The following is an 18,088-nucleotide window of genomic DNA, read 5'->3' as shown; positions in this document are numbered from 1 at the left end:
AGACCATGCATTTCACCATTCAACGCGAAGCCCTGTTGAAACCCCTGCAACTGGTCGCAGGCGTCGTTGAGCGCCGACAGACCTTGCCGGTGCTTTCCAACGTGCTGTTGGTTGTCGAAGGCCAGCAACTGTCGCTGACCGGTACTGACCTGGAAGTCGAGCTGGTCGGTCGCGTGCAACTCGAAGAGCCTGCCGAGTCAGGAGAAATTACCGTTCCTGCACGCAAGCTGATGGATATCTGCAAGAGCCTGCCAAACGACGCCTTGATCGATATCAAGGTCGACGAGCAGAAGCTTGTGGTGAAAGCCGGCCGTAGCCGCTTCACCTTGTCCACGTTGCCAGCCAATGATTTCCCGACTGTCGAAGAAGGCCCAGGTTCGCTGACCTGCACACTTGCGCAAAGCAAACTGCGTCGTTTGATCGAACGCACCAGCTTCGCCATGGCTCAGCAGGACGTTCGCTACTACCTCAACGGTATGTTGCTCGAAGTGTCCGCCGGCATCATCCGCGCGGTGGCTACCGACGGTCACCGTCTGGCGATGTGCTCGATGCAAGCCGATATTGGCCAGACCGATCGCCACCAGGTGATTGTGCCGCGCAAAGGTATTCTGGAGCTGGCTCGCTTGCTGACAGAGCCTGAGGGGCTGGTAAGCATCGTACTGGGTCAGCATCACATCCGTGCGACCACCGGTGAATTCACCTTCACTTCAAAACTGGTCGACGGCAAGTTCCCGGACTACGAGCGCGTTCTGCCTAAAGGCGGTGACAAACTCGTTCTGGGCGATCGTCAGGCGTTGCGTGAAGCGTTCAGCCGTACTGCGATCCTCTCCAACGAGAAGTACCGTGGTATTCGTCTGCAATTGGCCAACGGCCAGTTGAAGATCCAGGCGAATAACCCTGAGCAGGAAGAAGCCGAAGAAGAAGTCGGTGTGGAGTACAACGGCGGCTCGCTGGAAATCGGTTTCAACGTGAGCTACCTGCTAGATGTGTTGGGCGTGATGACTACTGAACAAGTACGTTTGATTCTGTCCGACTCCAACAGCAGTGCGTTGGTACAAGAGTCTGATAACGACGACTCGGCTTACGTTGTTATGCCGATGCGCCTGTAATCATGTTCAGCAGAAGCTAGATGTCCCTCAGTCGCGTCTCGGTCACCGCGGTGCGCAATTTGCACCCGGTGACCTTCTCCCCTTCCCCTCGCATCAACATTCTTTACGGCGCCAACGGCAGCGGCAAAACCAGCGTTCTGGAAGCCATCCATCTGCTAGGGCTCGCTCGTTCGTTCCGCAGTGCCCGTCTGTTGCCGGTTATTCAATATGAGCAATTGGCGTGCACCGTGTTTGGTCAGGTTGAATTGGCTGAGGGTGGGCACAGCGCCTTGGGGATTTCCCGTGATCGCCAAGGGGAGTTTCAAATCCGCATCGACGGGCAGAACGCTCGCAGTGCGGCGCAGCTGGCTGAAATACTGCCATTGCAATTGATCAATCCGGACAGCTTCCGATTGTTGGAAGGCGCTCCAAAAATCCGCCGACAGTTTCTGGACTGGGGTGTGTTCCACGTGGAACCACGTTTCATGTCCACTTGGCAGCGGCTGCAGAAGGCCCTTCGGCAGCGAAACTCATGGCTGCGGCATGGTACACTTGACGCCGTTTCGCAAGCGGTTTGGGACAGGGAACTGTGCCAGGCCAGCGCTGAAATTGATGAATACCGCCGCGCTTATATCAAAGCCTTGAAACCAGTCTTTGAACAGACCTTAAGCGAACTGGTTGAGCTCGAGGGCTTAACGCTTAGCTATTACCGAGGCTGGGATAAGGAGCGAGAGCTGAGTGCAGTGCTCGCCACATCCCTTCATCGGGATCAGCAAATGGGACACACCCAGGCCGGACCACAACGTGCTGATTTGCGTCTTAGATTGGGCGCACATAACGCCGCGGATATCTTGTCCCGCGGTCAGCAGAAGTTGGTGGTCTGTGCGTTGCGGATTGCCCAAGGGCATTTGGTCAGCCAAGCCCGGCGTGGCCAATGTATTTATCTAGTGGATGACTTGCCGTCCGAACTGGACGAGCAGCACCGCCGCGCACTTTGCCGCTTGTTGGAAGACTTACGCTGCCAGGTGTTTATCACCTGTGTAGACCACGAATTATTGAGGGAAGGCTGGCAGACGGAAACGCCAGTTGCTCTGTTCCACGTGGAACAGGGCCGTATCACCCAGACCCACGACCATCGGGAGTGAAGGCATGAGCGAAGAAAATACGTACGACTCAACCAGCATCAAAGTGCTGAAAGGCCTGGATGCCGTACGCAAACGTCCCGGTATGTACATTGGTGACACCGACGATGGCAGCGGTCTGCACCACATGGTGTTCGAGGTGGTCGATAACTCGATCGACGAAGCTTTGGCCGGCCATTGCGACGACATCAGCATTATTATCCACCCGGACGAGTCCATCACTGTACGCGACAACGGTCGCGGCATTCCGGTAGACGTGCATAAAGAAGAAGGCGTTTCGGCAGCCGAGGTCATCATGACCGTACTGCACGCCGGCGGTAAGTTCGATGACAACTCCTACAAAGTCTCCGGCGGTTTGCACGGTGTAGGTGTCTCGGTAGTGAACGCTCTTTCCGAGTTGCTGGTGCTGACGGTTCGTCGCAGCGGCAAGATCTGGGAACAAACCTACGTTCACGGTGTTCCTCAAGAGCCGATGAAAATCGTCGGTGAGAGCGAATCCACAGGTACCCAGATCCACTTCAAGCCTTCGGCTGACACCTTCAAGAACATCCACTTCAGCTGGGATATTCTGGCCAAGCGGATTCGTGAACTGTCTTTCCTGAACTCCGGTGTCGGTATCGTCCTCAAGGATGAACGCAGCGGCAAGGAAGAACTGTTCAAGTACGAAGGCGGTCTGCGTGCGTTCGTTGAATACCTGAATACCAACCGGACTGCGGTCAATCAGGTGTTCCACTTCAACGTCCAGCGTGAAGATGGCATCGGCGTAGAAATTGCCCTGCAGTGGAACGACAGCTTCAACGAGAACCTGTTGTGCTTCACCAACAACATCCCGCAACGCGATGGCGGTACTCACCTGGTGGGGTTCCGTTCGGCGCTGACCCGTAACCTGAATACCTACATCGAAGCGGAAGGTCTGGCGAAGAAACATAAAGTCGCGACCACCGGTGACGATGCCCGTGAAGGTTTGACGGCGATTATTTCGGTCAAGGTGCCAGATCCAAAGTTCAGCTCCCAGACCAAAGACAAGCTGGTTTCTTCCGAAGTGAAGACCGCTGTCGAACAGGAAATGGGCAAGTACTTCTCCGACTTCCTGTTGGAAAACCCTAACGAAGCCAAGCTGGTTGTCGGCAAGATGATCGACGCCGCACGTGCTCGTGAAGCGGCGCGTAAAGCCCGTGAGATGACCCGTCGTAAAGGTGCGCTGGATATCGCCGGTCTGCCGGGCAAACTGGCTGACTGCCAGGAGAAAGACCCTGCCCTTTCCGAGCTGTACCTGGTGGAAGGTGACTCTGCTGGCGGTTCCGCCAAGCAGGGACGTAACCGCAAGACTCAAGCGATTCTGCCTCTGAAAGGTAAGATCCTTAACGTTGAAAAAGCCCGCTTTGACAAGATGATTTCCTCGCAAGAGGTTGGCACTTTGATCACTGCGCTGGGCTGCGGCATCGGTCGCGACGAGTACAATATCGAAAAGTTGCGTTACCACAACATCATCATCATGACCGATGCTGACGTCGACGGTTCGCACATCCGCACATTGCTGCTGACCTTCTTCTTCCGTCAGTTGCCTGAGCTGATCGAGCGTGGCTACATCTATATCGCTCAGCCACCGTTGTACAAAGTGAAGAAAGGCAAGCAAGAGCAATACATCAAAGACGACGACGCCATGGAAGAGTACATGACGCAGTCGGCGCTTGAAGACGCGAGCCTGCACCTGAACGAAGAAGCTCCGGGTATTTCCGGTGAAGCGCTTGAGCGTCTGGTGAATGACTTCCGCATGGTGATGAAGACTCTCAAGCGTTTGTCGCGCCTGTATCCACAGGAACTGACCGAGCACTTCATCTACCTGCCAGCGGTGAGCATGGATCAACTGTCCGATCACGCAGCAATGCAGGATTGGCTGGCCCAGTACGAAGTCCGTCTGCGCACTGTGGAGAAATCCGGCCTGATCTACAAAGCCAGCCTGCGTGAAGACCGTGAGCGTAACGTCTGGCTGCCAGAGGTCGAACTGATCTCCCACGGCCTGTCGAATTACATCACCTTCAACCGCGACTTCTTCGGCAGCAATGACTACAAGACGGTCGTCACCCTTGGCGCTCAATTGAGCACCTTGCTGGACGAAGGCGCTTATATTCAACGCGGCGAGCGCAAGAAAGCCGTCACCGAGTTCAAGGAAGCTTTGGACTGGTTGATGGCTGAAAGCACCAAGCGTCACACCATCCAGCGCTACAAAGGTCTCGGTGAGATGAACCCGGACCAGCTTTGGGAAACCACCATGGACCCAAGCGTGCGTCGTATGCTGAAAGTGACGATTGAAGATGCCATCGGTGCCGACCAGATCTTCAACACCCTGATGGGTGATGCGGTTGAGCCACGTCGTGACTTCATCGAAACCAACGCCTTGGCGGTGTCCAACCTGGACTTCTGATCAGGTGTGATCTGCTGAAATAAAAAAGCCAACGCTCAGCGTTGGCTTTTTTATGCGTTAGTTGATGTCACTGAAGAAGCTTGCGCCCTACTCGCTCGCGGGAGGGATGCTTTCAAGTCGATAGCCGTAACCGTAAATGGTCAGCAGCTGCCAGCCTCGATCAGCGGTCAGGCCTAGCTTGTTTCGCAATCGATAGATATGCGTATCCAGAGGACGAGAAGACACCATTTCTTCATGGGTCCAGAAACGCTCGTAGAGATATTCCCGGGATAACGGGCGGCCCAGGTTGGCAAACAGGCAGCGTGCCAGACGGTATTCGCGCTCGGTAAAACTGATGGGCTTACCGGCACGGGTGACGGTCAATTCAGCATCGTCGAATTCGAGATCATTGAAGCTCTGCACTTCGTTAGCCGTTGAACGTTGCAGGCCATGCCGGCGCAATACAGCCGACACCCGCGCCTTGAGCTCGTTGGGTCGGAACGGCTTGCTGACGTAATCGTCGGCTCCGGCATTCAGTGCCTGAACGATGTCGCTCTCCGCGTCGCGGCTAGTGAGCATGATCGCAGCTGGTGGCGCTTCCATGTGTTCGCGAGTCCAGCGCAGCAGTGACAAACCACTGAGGTCGGGCAGTTGCCAGTCGAGGATCAACAGATCGAATGTTTCTCGTCGTAACTGACGCAGTAAATCTTCGCCTCGTTCAAAGCTGTGCAACGTCCAGGGTTGTTCTCTCGTGGCCGGGATCTGTCGCAGTGTCTGTTCCACCCGCCGTAGCTCGGCGGGCTCGTCATCCAATATTGCGACACGCATGCAGGGTAGTTCCTTCATCTCGGAGAGTGCGATTGCTTTTTGAAACGTCCTACGGCGCTGAGTTTAGGCTGATAGTTCGAATCTGAACAATTATGGGAATTTGCTCGAGCATCCTTACGGCTCGGTACGCTGATGTCAATTAGCCGGTAGCTGACAGGAGCACTGTTATTGCCAGTGTTTTTTCCGCAGAACGATACCGAAACCCTCAAGGAAAAGGACATGGGGAACAACATGCTTCGTATAGGTCGAAAACAGATCGCGAAGGTTGTAAATGGCAGGGATTTAACCAGGCTGACATCGCTGGTTCTCGCTGCATACCTGGGACTCGGGTTGGGAGCCAAGCAGTCCACGACCGTACCTCACGTCAATGAAGTAATAACTGAATGGTATTTCAGCCCCGATGAATCACGAGGATTCGCTCCCGTGAATTATCCACAGGCTGAGTTTAGCCAGACCACACAGCCCATTCTGCGTGAAGAACAACAGCGTTGGGTGTTCTGAACCCGGATTCAGAATTCTGAACAAATATTGCAAACCGACTTTATGCGCTTTGTCAGTAGGTAAATTCCTTATCGCTGGGTGGCACACTGGGGCATAGGAAATGCTCCGACACAGGGAGTGTTTCCGTCGATCTGGCGGGCACCGGATCGCAAGCTTGCTTGGGATCTGCGGTAGAGGGGGAAAAATGGAGTGCTTGCTCACGCTGGAAAGCCGGGTCGACCCATTGATCTGACTGCGACACAGGGATGTGTCATCCCTCGCTCAATCGCGAGGCTGACACATCTCCCCTATCTCGACTTCTGCAGCCTCACGTGAAGGGCTAGCCTGATTATGGCTATCTGCCACTGAGCCCGGTCAGGTATGGTGTGTAAGGCTGATGAAGCAGTTTTCCTGGCCCGACTTCCAGAAGAGCGTGAAAGCAAATCCAATGAAACAAATTACCTCTTTGCAATTTCGACGCCTGGGCTCCTGCCTGTTGCTTCTTGGCGGGTTGATGAGTCTGTTCGTACAGCCCGCATCGGCTGCCTTTTTCGCCGTCAAACGTTTGCCTTATATCGATGAAAACCAACAGTGTCGTGGTCAGCCACTGCCGGCCACCGTTGAGCACCTGACCGGTGAGGCCTGGAAACTCGATATCAAAGGGAATCAGGTGCCTCTGGAAGAAGGCATGAACATCGACGAACAGGAAGGCGTGAAGACCTCCCCTTCGGCTTTCGTCAGCTTGTCTCTGGGCGATGGATCTCGCGTGGTTCTGCCCTCCAGTTCTCAGGTTACGTTGCACCTGAATGAAGAACGCTCCATTCCACAGGTCATTCTTGAGCAAGGTCAGGTCGAGTCCTATGTGATCAAGCGTGCGAGCGACTACGACCGCTTCCAGATAGTGACCCCGGTCGGCGTGCTAGGGGTGCGAGGCACGCATTTCCGTGTGCGCAATGACGATGGGCTGTCACTGATTGAAGTGCTCAATGGTCAGGTCGCAGTCAATCGGGATGGCAGCGCTATAGATGCTGTAAAAGGAAGCTCGACCAAGCCTCCCGCCAAAAAAACGGTAGCACCTGTCGCTGACGAAGCTCAGGTCATGGCACGGCAAGGTTTGCGAATTCAGAAAGAAGGCAAGCTGACCCCGGTCGACTTGTTACCTGCCCCCCAGCTGATGGGGCAGGCCGGCCAACAGGGTGATACGCCAGTCTGGAAGTTGATCATGAAACCTCTGGAGGGGGCTAAGCGCTATCGAGCCCAGGTCGCGACCGACACCGACTTCTTGAACATTAAGCAGGAACAGTTTTCCAGCACACCCGAGGTTAACTTCAGTGGCCTGAAGGCATTTTTCTACCATGTCCGTCTCTCTGCGTTCGACGAGCATGGACTGGAAGGAGATACTGGGGTGTATGACATTTTCTATTACCCCCGTACGACTCGTGCCCAATAACGTCTCGGCATTCTGCCGATGAAGGGCTGGCAAGGGGCCGATAGCCGTGAATCGACTCAGGCCCAGCGTCTGTTTCGCGGCCTGGTGCGTGAATGGTTGTGGGTCAGTTTGATCCTGCTGCCCTTGACGGCCGTCTTGTCCCTGAGCCACGGTCTGACGCTGAACAATCTTTTGTATGACAGCCTGCGTCGCTTGAGCCCGTTGCCCGTCGACCCGAAAATTCTCATCGTTACCATCGACGACTACAGCCTGCAGCAGCTTGGCCAGTGGCCATGGCCCCGCGACCTGCACGCACAGTTACTGGATCGGCTCAGTGCGGCGAATGCCAAGGGTGTGTTGTTCGACGTCATCTTCAGCGAGCCGGCCAGCGTTCCGGAAAACGACCAACGCCTGGCCCAGGCGCTCTGCCGAGCCGGGAATGTCTTCGTGCCGTTGCTTCGTGAAGGTGTCGCCCGTTACGGGCAACCTCTTGGCGAAATCGAACCGGTACCACCGCTACGCAGCTGCGCCAAGGGTATCGGGCATATCAACGCCGAGGCGGATGCCGATGGCATCGTGCGCAGTGTGTATTTGCGCGAAGGACCTGCGCACAATCCAAGGGCCCAACTGGCCTGGCTTCTCTATGAGTTGACCCAGCCAATCGATAAGCAGATGCCGGGCTCGCCCTCCTCGTTGACGGCTCAGGGTTGGGAGCGAGCCTATAGGATTCTTGTTCCTTTCATCAGTGCCAACGCCGGTTTCCCCAGCGTCCCTTACGTCAGCGTGTTGCGGGGCGAAGTCCCTCCCGAGTTGCTGCGTGATCGCTTGATCCTGATTGGCTCCACCGCCCCGGGACTGGGAGACCGTTATGTCACGCCGCAGTCGGCGAGTCTCGGAACGACACCCGGCATCGAGATACAGGCCAATATTCTTAATGGCTTGTTGCAAAAGCGCTGCATCGTCCCCTTGGGCGATGGCTTGGCGATTGCGCTGTCGTTGTCCGTCGTTGCGTTTCTACTTGGCTTGCTGTTGTTACGTCCACGGCATGCGCTTTGGCTGACTCTAGGTTGCATGGGAGGTGCTCTGCTGGCGTCCTGCCTGTTGTTGCGACTGGGCTGGTGGTGGTCACCGGCCGCCAGCTTGCTGGGGTTATTACTGGGTTATCTGATCTGGAACTGGCGTCGCTTGAGCGTTGTGCTTGCCTACTTCGGCTGGGAACTGGCGCGCCTCGACAGTGAGCCCAAGGTGCTTCCGGAACGCCGCCGTACTCAGGCCCCGGCTGGAGATCGGCTGCAGGGGCAGATTGTCGCGCTGGAACAGGCCATGACCCGCACCCGTGACACGCGTCGCTTTATCGCCGACGGGCTGGAGTATCTTCCGGTAGCCACGCTGATCAGCGATCCGCATGGGCAGATCCTGCTGGCAAACCGCAATGCCCGCGCATTGTTCTCCAATAGCCTGGTTGGCGAAAACCTGCTCGATCAACTGGCCAGTCTCGGCTACCCAAGCTTGATCGATGGCGCACGGCCGCCGTTGTCGGCGCTGGAGACTGTCGAGTTCCGCGACACGCAGGAGCGTAGCTTGCGCCTGGACCTGGCTGCGCTGTTACCGGTGGGAGGCGAGATGGCGATTGGCTGGTTGCTCAGCCTCACGGACTTGAGCGTCGAGCGCGATGCCGAGCAGCAACGGGCGGTGCTGTTGCGCTTTCTTTCCCATGACTTGCGTGCACCGCATTCGGCAATCCTGGCCTTACTCGATATACAACGCCACCAAGCGCCTGGCGATTCACAGGTGTTCAACCAGATCGAGCTGCAAGTACGCAGGGCCTTGAGCCTTACCGAGGCGTTTGTGCAGTTGGCGAAAGCCGAGTCGGAGGCCTATCAATTCGAGCCAAGCATATTCGCGATGCTGATACTGGATGCATTCGATCAGGCCATGACCATCGCCCAGCTAAAGAATGTTCAGCTTGTTCACGATCTGGATGAAGAGGCGGAAGGGATGGTCTCGGCTGACCAATCCCTGCTGACCCGTGCACTGTTCAATCTGCTGGAAAACGCCATCAAATACAGCCCGGCAGGTTCGCGTATCACGGTGCATATGAGTTGCATTGAAGGCTGGTTGAGCTGCGAGATCGCGGATCAGGGCAAAGGTATCGCCGCCGATGAGCTGCCTCGGCTGTTCAGCCAGTACCAACGATTTGCTTCGGCCAAAGGCAGTGATGGTCTGGGGCTGGGACTTTCAATGGTCAAAGCAGTCGTCGATCGGCATGGCGGAAGGATTTTCTGTGAAAGCATGGTGGGGCAAGGCACCACCTTCAGTCTTCAGCTTCCCCTGCTGGAAGAGTGATATTCAGCAGGCAAAGAAAACCGGTCTCAAGGACCGGTTTTCTTTATTGCCATAAAAACTTATGCACGTTTTTTGTCGTTTTATTAGCTTAAGAAATATCTATATAAATCATATAGTTATTTGATAAAACAGGCGGTTTTCAACAAAACGGTACACAGGTTATCCACAAAATCTCAGACAGCCATTTTTTCCGGTTCAGCGGTGATGGGCGGCAGGGAGCCCATGTCTCGTTGAGCCTGCTCGTTCCAGGCTGCAACCCTGTCATTGAGTTCGGCAATAGCACGCGGCCCGGCGCCTTCGGCATACATCGGTGCGCCGATGACCACTGTGATAGTGCCAGCCTTTTTAGCCCAGCCGGTCTTCGGCCAGAACTTGCCGGCGTTGTGCGCAATTGGCAGAACCGGTAGTGCAGCGTTGACCGCTAACGCTGTACCGCCCCGGGAAAACTTGCCGAGTGTGCCGAATGGAACACGCGTGCCTTCCGGGAAGATCAGCACCCAGACACCATCCTTGAGCAGCTCGTCGCCCTTCTTGGCCACATGCTTGAGCGCTGCCTTTGGGTTGTCACGGTCGATGGCAATCGGACGCAACATGGCCATGGCCCAGCCGAAAAACGGCACATAGAGCAACTCGCGCTTGAGCACCTGGCTCAAGGGCTGAAAGTAGGCCGAGAGGAAGAACGTCTCCCAGGTACTTTGATGGTTAGACAGAATCACGCATGGCTGTTCGGGCACGTTCTCGGCGCCCTTCACTTCAAAGCGGATATCGAGAAATACCTTGCTCAACCACAGCGCGCAACGGCACCAGTACACGTTGATAAAACGATAACGTGCCTTGAACGGTAAAAAAGGCGCGATAAAAAAGCTGAGGCTGCACCAGAGCAACGAGGTGGTGCCCAGCAGCAGGTAAAAGAAGAAAGTTCTGATTGCCTGCAGGATCGACATAGCGGCATTTGCCTATTAAAAGCGCACTCCGGAACTGTCCTTGGTCAGGATGTCAGAAGCGCTCTATTTGTGGATAAGTTCAGTTGCGCACAAGTTCTGCGGCAACCGCCGCCAGATCGTCAAAAATCAAGGTGCCCACCGGTAGGTTTTTGCCCAGTGTCTTTTCGCCTTTCCCGGTTTTAACCAAAACTGGCTGAGAGTCGACGGCTTTTGCGGCTTCCAGGTCACCGAGACTGTCGCCGACAAACCATAGGCTGGTCAGCGCCACGTCGTAATGAGCGGCGATGGTTTTGAGCATGCCGGGTTTCGGCTTGCGGCAATCGCAGCCTTCATCGGGTCCGTGAGGACAATAGACGACGAGCCCGAGTTCGCCACCCTGCTCCGTCACCAGCGAGCGCAAGCGCTCGTGCATGGCGTCCAGGGTCGCGACATCGTAGTAGCCGCGAGCGATACCGGACTGGTTGGTAGCAACCGCTACCGTCCAGCCGGCCTTGCTCAACTGCGCGATGGCTTCGATCGAGCCGGGGAGCGGAATCCACTCCTCCACCGACTTGATATAAGCGTCGGAGTCGTAATTGATCACTCCGTCCCGATCGAGAATCAGCAGTTTCAAGCCCCGCTCCTTAAACCATTAGCCCAGCAGCGAAATATCGGCAACACCGAGGAACAACCCACGCAAACGCGCCAGCAACGCATAACGGTTGGCACGCACCTTGGCGTCTTCAGCATTGACCATCACGGCTTCGAAGAACGCATCGACCGGCTCGCGCAACGCTGCCAGACGCGCCAGCGATTCACTGTACTGACGCGCCGCAGCCATTGGCTGGACCGCCTGATCAGCCTGCTGGATCGCCGAGTACAGCGAGAACTCATTGGCGTTGTCGAAGTACTTGGCTTCGACGGTGCTCGGGATCGAGCCTTCGGCCTTGCTCAGCAGGTTCGATACGCGCTTGTTCACGGCAGCCAATGCAGCCGCTTCCGGCAATTTGCGGAACGCTTGCACCGCTTGCACGCGTTGATCGAAGTCCAGTGCCGAACCCGGTTTCAGGGCACGAACCGACAGATAGGTAGCCACATCCACGCCTTCGTCTTCGTAACGGGCACGCAGACGGTCGAAGATGAACTCCAGCACCGAATCAGCCAGGCCGGCAGCCTTGACCTTGGCGCCGAACGCGGCGACGGCGAAGGCCACGGCGTCGGTCAGGTCCAGCTCGAGCTTCTTGTCGATCAGGATCCGCAACACGCCGAGAGCGGCACGACGCAGGGCATACGGGTCTTTGCTACCGGTTGGCAGCATGCCGACGCCGAAGATGCCGACCAGGGTGTCGAGCTTGTCGGCGATCGCCACGGCCGCACCGGTCAGGGTGGTCGGCAGTTCAGCGCCGGCACCGCGCGGCATGTATTGCTCGTTCAGCGCCAGTGCGACGTCTTGCGGCTCGCCATCGTTGAGGGCGTAGTAGTAACCGGCGACACCTTGCATCTCCGGGAACTCACCGACCATCTCGGTTGCCAGATCACACTTGGACAGCAGGCCGGCCCGCGCCGCCCATTGAGCGTTGCCGCCAATGTGTGGCGCGATGAACGCGGCCAGTTTGGAAACGCGCTCGGCCTTGTCGTAGACGCTGCCGAGTTTTTCCTGGAACACCACGTTCTGCAGGCGCAGGTTGAAGTCTTCGAGTTTCTGCTTCTTGTCTTGCTTGAAGAAGAATTCGGCGTCGGTCAGGCGTGGGCGAACCACTTTCTCGTTACCGTCGATGATCTGCTGCGGGTCTTTGCTCTCGATGTTGGCCACGGTAATGAAACGTGGCAGCAACTTGCCGTCGGCATCCAGCAGGCAGAAGTACTTCTGGTTGTCCTGCATGGTAGTGATCAGGGCTTCTTGCGGCACATCGAGGAAACGTTCCTCGAACGAGCACACCAGCGGCACTGGCCATTCCACCAGCGCGGTCACTTCGTCGAGCAGGCTCGGCGGCACGATCGCGGTGCCTTCCTGCATCGTTGCCAGCTCGGTGGTGCGCTTGCTGATCAGCTCACGGCGCTCATTGGCATCGGCCAATACGTACGCGGCGCGCAGGTCGTTCAGGTAGTTGGCAGGCGAAGTGATGCGCACGCTTTGCGGGTGATGGAAGCGGTGACCACGGGAGTCGCGACCGGCCTTCTGAGCAAGGATGGTGCAGTCGATGACCTGGTCACCGAGCAGCATCACCAGCCACTGCGTCGGGCGAACGAATTCTTCCTTGCGAGCGCCCCAGCGCATGCGCTTCGGAATCGGCAGGTCGTTCAGGGAGTCCTCGACGATAGTCGGTAGCAGACTGGCGGTCGGCTTGCCTTCGATACGTTGGCTGTAGCGCAGTTTCGCACCGCTCTGATCGATTTCGCTCAGGTCAACGCCGCACTTCTTGGCGAAGCCCAGGGCGGCCTGGGTCGGGTTGCCTTCGGCATCGAAGGCGGCCTGACGTGGCGGGCCGTCGAGGTTGATGCTGCGATCCGGCTGTTGGGTGGCCAGTTTGGTGATCAGCACGGCCAGACGACGCGGTGCGGCGTAGACCTGCTTGGCTTCAAAGCCCAGGCCAGCGGCCAGCAGGCCCTTCTCGATACCGGCGAGGAACGCATCGGCCAAGGTGTTCAGGGCCTTGGGTGGCAGCTCTTCGGTGCCCAGTTCAACCAGGAAATCTTGAGCACTCATTGTGCAGCCTCCAGCTTAGCCAACACTTCATCACGCAAATCCGGGGTCGCCATCGGGAAGCCCAGCTTGGCACGAGCCAGCAAGTAGGCTTGCGCAACGAAACGCGCCAGGGTGCGTACACGCAGAATGTATTGCTGACGCGCCGTCACCGAGATCGCCCGGCGTGCATCCAGCAGGTTGAAGGTGTGCGAGGCCTTCAGCACCATTTCATAGCTTGGCAGCGGCAGCGGTTGATCGAGCTCGATCAGGCGCTTGGCTTCGCTTTCATAGAAGTCGAACAGTTCGAACAGCTTCTCGACGTTGGCGTGTTCGAAGTTGTAGGTCGACTGCTCCACTTCGTTCTGGTGGAACACATCGCCGTAGGTCACTTTGCCGAACGGACCGTCAGCCCAGACCAGATCGTAGACCGAATCCACGCCTTGCAGGTACATGGCCAGACGCTCGAGACCGTAGGTGATCTCGCCGGTCACCGGGTAGCACTCGATGCCGCCCGCTGCCTGGAAGTAGGTGAACTGGGTCACTTCCATGCCGTTGAGCCAGACTTCCCAGCCCAGACCCCAGGCGCCAAGGGTCGGCGATTCCCAGTTGTCTTCGACGAAACGGATGTCGTGCACCAATGGGTCAAGGCCCACGTGCTTGAGCGAGCCCAGGTACAGTTCCTGGAAATTGTCCGGGTTCGGCTTCAGGACTACCTGGAACTGGTAGTAGTGCTGCAGACGGTTCGGGTTTTCGCCGTAGCGGCCGTCAGTCGGGCGACGACTGGGCTGCACATAAGCGGCGTTCCAGGTTTCCGGGCCGATGGCGCGCAGAAACGTGGCGGTATGGAAAGTGCCGGCGCCTACTTCCATATCGTAGGGCTGAAGTACCACACAACCTTGCTCGGCCCAGTATTGCTGGAGGGCGAGGATCAAGTCTTGGAAGGTACGCACGGCTGGCGTAGGCTGGCTCACGAAATTCACCTGTTTCTTGGGCTGCGATTTAAAGAGCGGGAGTATACCCGATTCGTTCGTCCGCACGCCCCCTGGAGCCTTATGCCACGCTGCTTTTGGTGTTCCGAAGATCCGCTGTACATGGCTTATCACGATCAAGAGTGGGGCGTACCGCTACGCGATGCGCAGCGCTTGTTCGAGTTGCTTTTGCTCGAAGGGTTCCAGGCCGGTCTGTCATGGATCACCGTGCTGAGGAAACGCGAACGCTACCGTGAGGCGCTGTTCGGCTTTGACGTGCAGCGCGTGGCGCAGATGAGCGACGCCGAAATCGACGATTTGATGCTCGATCCGGGGATCATTCGCAACCGTCTCAAACTCAATGCCGCCCGGCGCAATGCCCAGGCCTGGATGGCGCTGGAAGACCCGGTGGCGCTGCTCTGGTCGTTTGTCGGCGGCGTCCCGAAGATCAATCATTTCAAGGATCGCAGCGAAGTGCCGGCCGTGACGCCCGAGGCCGAAGCGATGAGCAAAGGTTTGAAGAAAGCCGGCTTCACGTTTGTCGGCCCGACCATTTGCTATGCCCTGATGCAGGCCTCGGGGATGGTCATGGATCACACCACCGATTGTGATCGCTACGCCATCTTGCGCAGTGGGCGGTTAGAATAGCCGGCTCGCGATACGGATCATTACGTCGGTTCAGAAGATCAGGAGTGACCTGTGGATAAGTTTAAAGGCGCCTTGCTGGTAGGCGCTCTGCGGTTGTTTGCCCTGCTCCCGTGGCGGGCGGTGCAAGCGGTAGGCGCGGCAATTGGCTGGGTCATGTGGAAAACCCCCAACCGTTCCCGCGACGTGGTGCGCATCAACCTCGCCAAATGTTTCCCGGAGATGGACGCCGCCGAGCGTGAGCGTCTGGTCGGGCAAAGCCTGATGGATATTGGCAAGTCGCTGACCGAAAGCGCCTGTGCCTGGATCTGGCCTGCCCAACGCTCTATTGACCTGGTGCGTGAAGTCGAAGGTCTGGATGTACTGAAAGAAGCGTTGGCCTCAGGCAAGGGCGTGGTCGGTATCACCAGCCACCTCGGCAACTGGGAAGTGTTGAATCACTTCTATTGCAGTCAGTGCAAACCGATCATTTTCTATCGGCCACCCAAACTCAAGGCTGTGGATGAGTTGCTGCGCAAGCAGCGGGTGCAATTGGGCAACCGCGTCGCGGCGTCCACCAAGGAAGGCATCCTCAGCGTTATCAAGGAAGTGCGCAAAGGTGGTGCGGTGGGCATCCCGGCTGACCCGGAACCGGCCGAATCCGCCGGGATTTTCGTGCCGTTCTTCGCGACCAAGGCGCTGACCAGCAAATTCGTGCCGAACATGCTCGCGGGCGGCAAAGCGGTCGGTGTGTTCCTGCATGCCCTGCGCCTGCCCGACGGTTCTGGCTACAAAGTGATCCTCGAAGCCGCGCCAGAAGCCATGTACAGCACCGATACCGAGACTTCCTGCGCGGCGATGAGCCAGGTCGTCGAGAAATACGTGCGGGCTTATCCGAGCCAATACATGTGGAGCATGAAGCGCTTCAAGAAACGTCCTGCGGGCGAGTCGCGCTGGTACTGAGTTTTATCGCGGGCAGGCCTCGCGCCTACAGCTAACTGGCATGATCTGTGGATAATTTTGGATTCAATGTTATCCACAGCAGTTTGAACAAGGGTGCAGCAGATGTCCGATCACCGCAAATCCTTTCGCATCAAAATCCAGCACGAAAGCTTTGGCGAGTGCCTGGGCCAGACACGCAATCTCTCGGCCAGCAGCGTATACGTGAAACATCCGGCACTCTCGGCGTTGACCAAGGGCGCGGTGGTCTATGGGCAGGTGCAAGACTTGCCGGTGGCTGCGCCGCGGGTGCGTATGGAAGTGGTACAGGTCGACGCCGAAGGCATAGGACTGCGTTATCTCTGAGCTGACTGTTTTTTGATCATTTAGCCTGGCGATCAAGCTTCTTCAAAAACACCGTCATTTCCTTTTCCGCCTGTTTGTCGCCATGAGCGCGCGCGGCTTCCAGACCCTGTTCCCAAGCCTTACGGGCGGCCGGATAGTCCGCCAACGCCAAATGCGCCTTGCCCAGCAGCTTCCAGGCAGCGGAATACTTCGGATCGAAACCCACACAGCGTTGCAGATGCTCGGCCGCTTTGGCGTTCTCGCCCAAATCCAGATAGCCCTTGCCCAGACCGAAGCGCAGCAGCGAGTTATCCACACCCTTGGCGAGCATTTTTTCCAGGGATTCGATCATGGGGCAGTGTCCTTCAGTTGATGATCGTTTCCACGCTGCGCATGGGGATGTATCCCGTGACGCTGCGCGTCACATCCGGAGCGGACGCAGAGCGTCCATGGCGGCATTTCCACGCAGAGCGTGGGAACGATCTATTTGTGTGGGTCAAAAAAAGCTCAGGCCAACGTGGAACAGCTTCTCCACATCGCGGATATGTTTTTTATCCACAAGGAACAGAATCACATGGTCGCCGGTCTCGATCACCGTGTCATCGTGGGCGATGATGACTTCTTCGTCGCGAATAATCGCGCCAATGGTGGTTCCCGGAGGCAAACCGATGTTTTCGATGGCGCGGCCGATCACTTTGCTCGACTTGGCATCGCCATGGGCAATCGCTTCAATGGCTTCCGCTGCACCACGGCGCAACGAGTGAACGCTGACGATATCGCCGCGACGCACGTGGGCCAGCAAGGTGCCGATGGTTGCCAACTGCGGGCTGATGGCGATATCGATGTCGCCACCCTGGATCAGGTCGACATAGGCCGGGTTGTTGATGATGGTCATCACCTTTTTTGCGCCCAGGCGTTTGGCCAGCAGCGACGACATGATGTTGGCTTCGTCATCGTTAGTCAGCGCCAGGAAGATATCGGCGTCAGCGATGTTCTCTTCCAGCAGCAAGTCGCGGTCTGATGCGCTGCCCTGCAACACCACGGTGCTGTCGAGGGTATCGGAGAGGTGGCGGCAACGCGCCGGGTTCATCTCGATGATCTTCACCTGATAACGGCTTTCGATGGCTTCGGCCAAGCGCTCGCCAATCTGCCCGCCACCAGCAATCACGATGCGTTTGTAGCTTTCATCGAGGCGGCGCATTTCACTCATTACTGCACGAATATTCGCTTTTGCGGCGATGAAAAATACTTCATCGTCGACCTCAATTATCGTATCGCCCTGGGGCAGGATCGGTCGGTCACGGCGGAAGATGGCTGCAACACGGGTTTCGACATTGGGCATGTGCTCGCGCAACTGCCGCAGTTGCTGACCTACCAGCGGTCCGCCGTAGTAAGCCTTGACCGCCACCAGTTGCGCCTTGCCTTCAGCGAAGTCGATCACTTGCAAGGCACCGGGATGTTCGATCAGGCGCTTGATGTAATTAGTGACGACCTGTTCCGGACTGATCAACACGTCGACCGGAATGGCGTCGTTGTTGAACAGGCCGGCGCGAGTCAAGTAGGCGGCTTCGCGCACGCGAGCGATTTTGGTCGGGGTGTGGAACAGGGTGTGGGCGACCTGACAGGCGATCATGTTGGTTTCGTCGCTGCTGGTCACCGCCACCAGCATGTCGGCATCGTCGGCGCCAGCCTGACGCAGCACTGTCGGGAACGAGCCGCGGCCTTGCACGGTGCGGATATCGAGCCGATCACCGAGATCGCGCAAGCGTTCGCCGTCCGTGTCGACCACGGTGATGTCGTTGGCTTCGCTGGCCAGGTGTTCCGCCAGCGTACCGCCGACCTGCCCTGCGCCGAGGATGATGATTTTCATCCACTCACTCCCTTGA

16 protein-coding genes are annotated in these 18,088 nt (G+C 57.3%); 9 read left to right on the top strand and 7 right to left on the bottom strand.

The annotated features are described in order from the left end of the window. Positions 1–5: 5 nt before the first annotated feature. The 3 genes from dnaN to gyrB are packed head-to-tail and all read left to right on the top strand — an operon-like array spanning position 6 to position 4,655. Positions 6–1,109, top strand: coding sequence for a DNA polymerase III subunit beta (gene dnaN, locus AC07O1_RS03710; protein WP_495010509.1), 1,104 nt, complete (start codon positions 6–8; stop codon positions 1,107–1,109). A gap of 20 nt (positions 1,110–1,129) precedes the next feature. Then, entirely contained in the window at positions 1,130–2,233 is a 1,104-nt protein-coding gene (gene recF / locus AC07O1_RS03705) for a DNA replication/repair protein RecF (RefSeq protein ID WP_494991051.1), read from the top strand. A gap of 4 nt (positions 2,234–2,237) precedes the next feature. After that, positions 2,238–4,655 carry a DNA topoisomerase (ATP-hydrolyzing) subunit B gene (gene gyrB / locus AC07O1_RS03700; protein WP_495087952.1) on the top strand — a complete coding sequence of 806 codons (2,418 nt, stop codon included), beginning with the start codon at positions 2,238–2,240 and terminating at the stop codon, positions 4,653–4,655. Positions 4,656–4,742: 87 nt separating this feature from the next. Here gyrB and AC07O1_RS03695 read toward each other — a convergent pair whose 3' ends face one another. Then, entirely contained in the window at positions 4,743–5,462 is a 720-nt protein-coding gene (locus AC07O1_RS03695; RefSeq protein ID WP_495087951.1) for a response regulator transcription factor, read from the bottom strand. A gap of 168 nt (positions 5,463–5,630) precedes the next feature. Here AC07O1_RS03695 and AC07O1_RS03690 point away from each other — a divergent pair, with 168 nt between their 5' ends. The 3 genes from AC07O1_RS03690 (at position 5,631) to AC07O1_RS03680 (ending at position 9,717) form a co-directional block, all read left to right on the top strand. Beyond that, a complete protein-coding gene (locus tag AC07O1_RS03690) occupies positions 5,631–5,963 on the top strand; it encodes a hypothetical protein (protein WP_495087950.1) in 333 nt (110 codons plus the stop codon). A 493-nt stretch (positions 5,964–6,456) separates the two neighbouring features. Further along, entirely contained in the window at positions 6,457–7,392 is a 936-nt protein-coding gene (locus tag AC07O1_RS03685; protein ID WP_495088185.1) for a FecR family protein, read from the top strand. 18 nt (positions 7,393–7,410) lie between these two features. After that, positions 7,411–9,717, top strand: coding sequence for a CHASE2 domain-containing protein (locus AC07O1_RS03680; RefSeq protein WP_495087949.1), 2,307 nt, complete (start codon positions 7,411–7,413; stop codon positions 9,715–9,717). Between the two features lie 173 nt (positions 9,718–9,890). Here AC07O1_RS03680 and AC07O1_RS03675 read toward each other — a convergent pair whose 3' ends face one another. From AC07O1_RS03675 to glyQ, 4 genes are all read right to left on the bottom strand, one after another. Beyond that, the gene (locus AC07O1_RS03675) at positions 9,891–10,661 is read right to left on the bottom strand and encodes a lysophospholipid acyltransferase family protein (RefSeq protein WP_494991069.1); all 771 of its coding nucleotides are present in this window, start codon (positions 10,659–10,661) and stop codon (positions 9,891–9,893) included. 79 nt (positions 10,662–10,740) lie between these two features. Continuing rightward, on the bottom strand, positions 10,741–11,274 hold the full coding sequence (gene gmhB / locus AC07O1_RS03670; RefSeq protein ID WP_495087948.1) for a D-glycero-beta-D-manno-heptose 1,7-bisphosphate 7-phosphatase: 534 nt from the start codon (positions 11,272–11,274) through the stop codon (positions 10,741–10,743). A gap of 18 nt (positions 11,275–11,292) precedes the next feature. Then, a complete protein-coding gene (gene glyS, locus AC07O1_RS03665; protein WP_495022608.1) occupies positions 11,293–13,347 on the bottom strand; it encodes a glycine--tRNA ligase subunit beta in 2,055 nt (684 codons plus the stop codon). Next, positions 13,344–14,297: a glycine--tRNA ligase subunit alpha gene (gene glyQ / locus AC07O1_RS03660; protein ID WP_495087947.1), complete on the bottom strand. Its 954-nt coding sequence runs from the start codon at positions 14,295–14,297 to the stop codon at positions 13,344–13,346. The genes glyS and glyQ overlap by 4 nt, the downstream gene beginning before the upstream one ends. 81 nt (positions 14,298–14,378) lie before the next feature. Between glyQ and AC07O1_RS03655 the strand changes: the two genes are divergently transcribed. From AC07O1_RS03655 to AC07O1_RS03645, 3 genes are all read left to right on the top strand, one after another. Further along, a complete protein-coding gene (locus tag AC07O1_RS03655) occupies positions 14,379–14,942 on the top strand; it encodes a DNA-3-methyladenine glycosylase I (RefSeq protein ID WP_493062793.1) in 564 nt (187 codons plus the stop codon). A 51-nt stretch (positions 14,943–14,993) separates the two neighbouring features. Next, positions 14,994–15,881, top strand: coding sequence for a lysophospholipid acyltransferase (locus AC07O1_RS03650; protein ID WP_495087946.1), 888 nt, complete (start codon positions 14,994–14,996; stop codon positions 15,879–15,881). A 102-nt stretch (positions 15,882–15,983) separates the two neighbouring features. Beyond that, complete coding sequence (locus tag AC07O1_RS03645) at positions 15,984–16,223, top strand: PilZ domain-containing protein (protein WP_495087945.1); 240 nt, start codon at positions 15,984–15,986, stop codon at positions 16,221–16,223. Positions 16,224–16,239: 16 nt separating this feature from the next. Here AC07O1_RS03645 and AC07O1_RS03640 read toward each other — a convergent pair whose 3' ends face one another. Together AC07O1_RS03640 and trkA are read right to left on the bottom strand one after the other, a co-directional pair. Continuing rightward, entirely contained in the window at positions 16,240–16,554 is a 315-nt protein-coding gene (locus tag AC07O1_RS03640) for a tetratricopeptide repeat protein (RefSeq protein ID WP_495087944.1), read from the bottom strand. A gap of 144 nt (positions 16,555–16,698) precedes the next feature. Further along, complete coding sequence (trkA, locus tag AC07O1_RS03635; protein ID WP_495087943.1) at positions 16,699–18,072, bottom strand: Trk system potassium transporter TrkA; 1,374 nt, start codon at positions 18,070–18,072, stop codon at positions 16,699–16,701. Between the last annotated feature and the right edge of the window lie 16 nt (positions 18,073–18,088).

The sequence above is a fragment of the Pseudomonas sp. GW821-FHT07G10 genome (assembly GCF_059418545.1).
The sequence above is the reverse complement of the archived record's forward strand: the minus strand, read 5'-3'. Positions and strand labels throughout refer to the sequence as shown.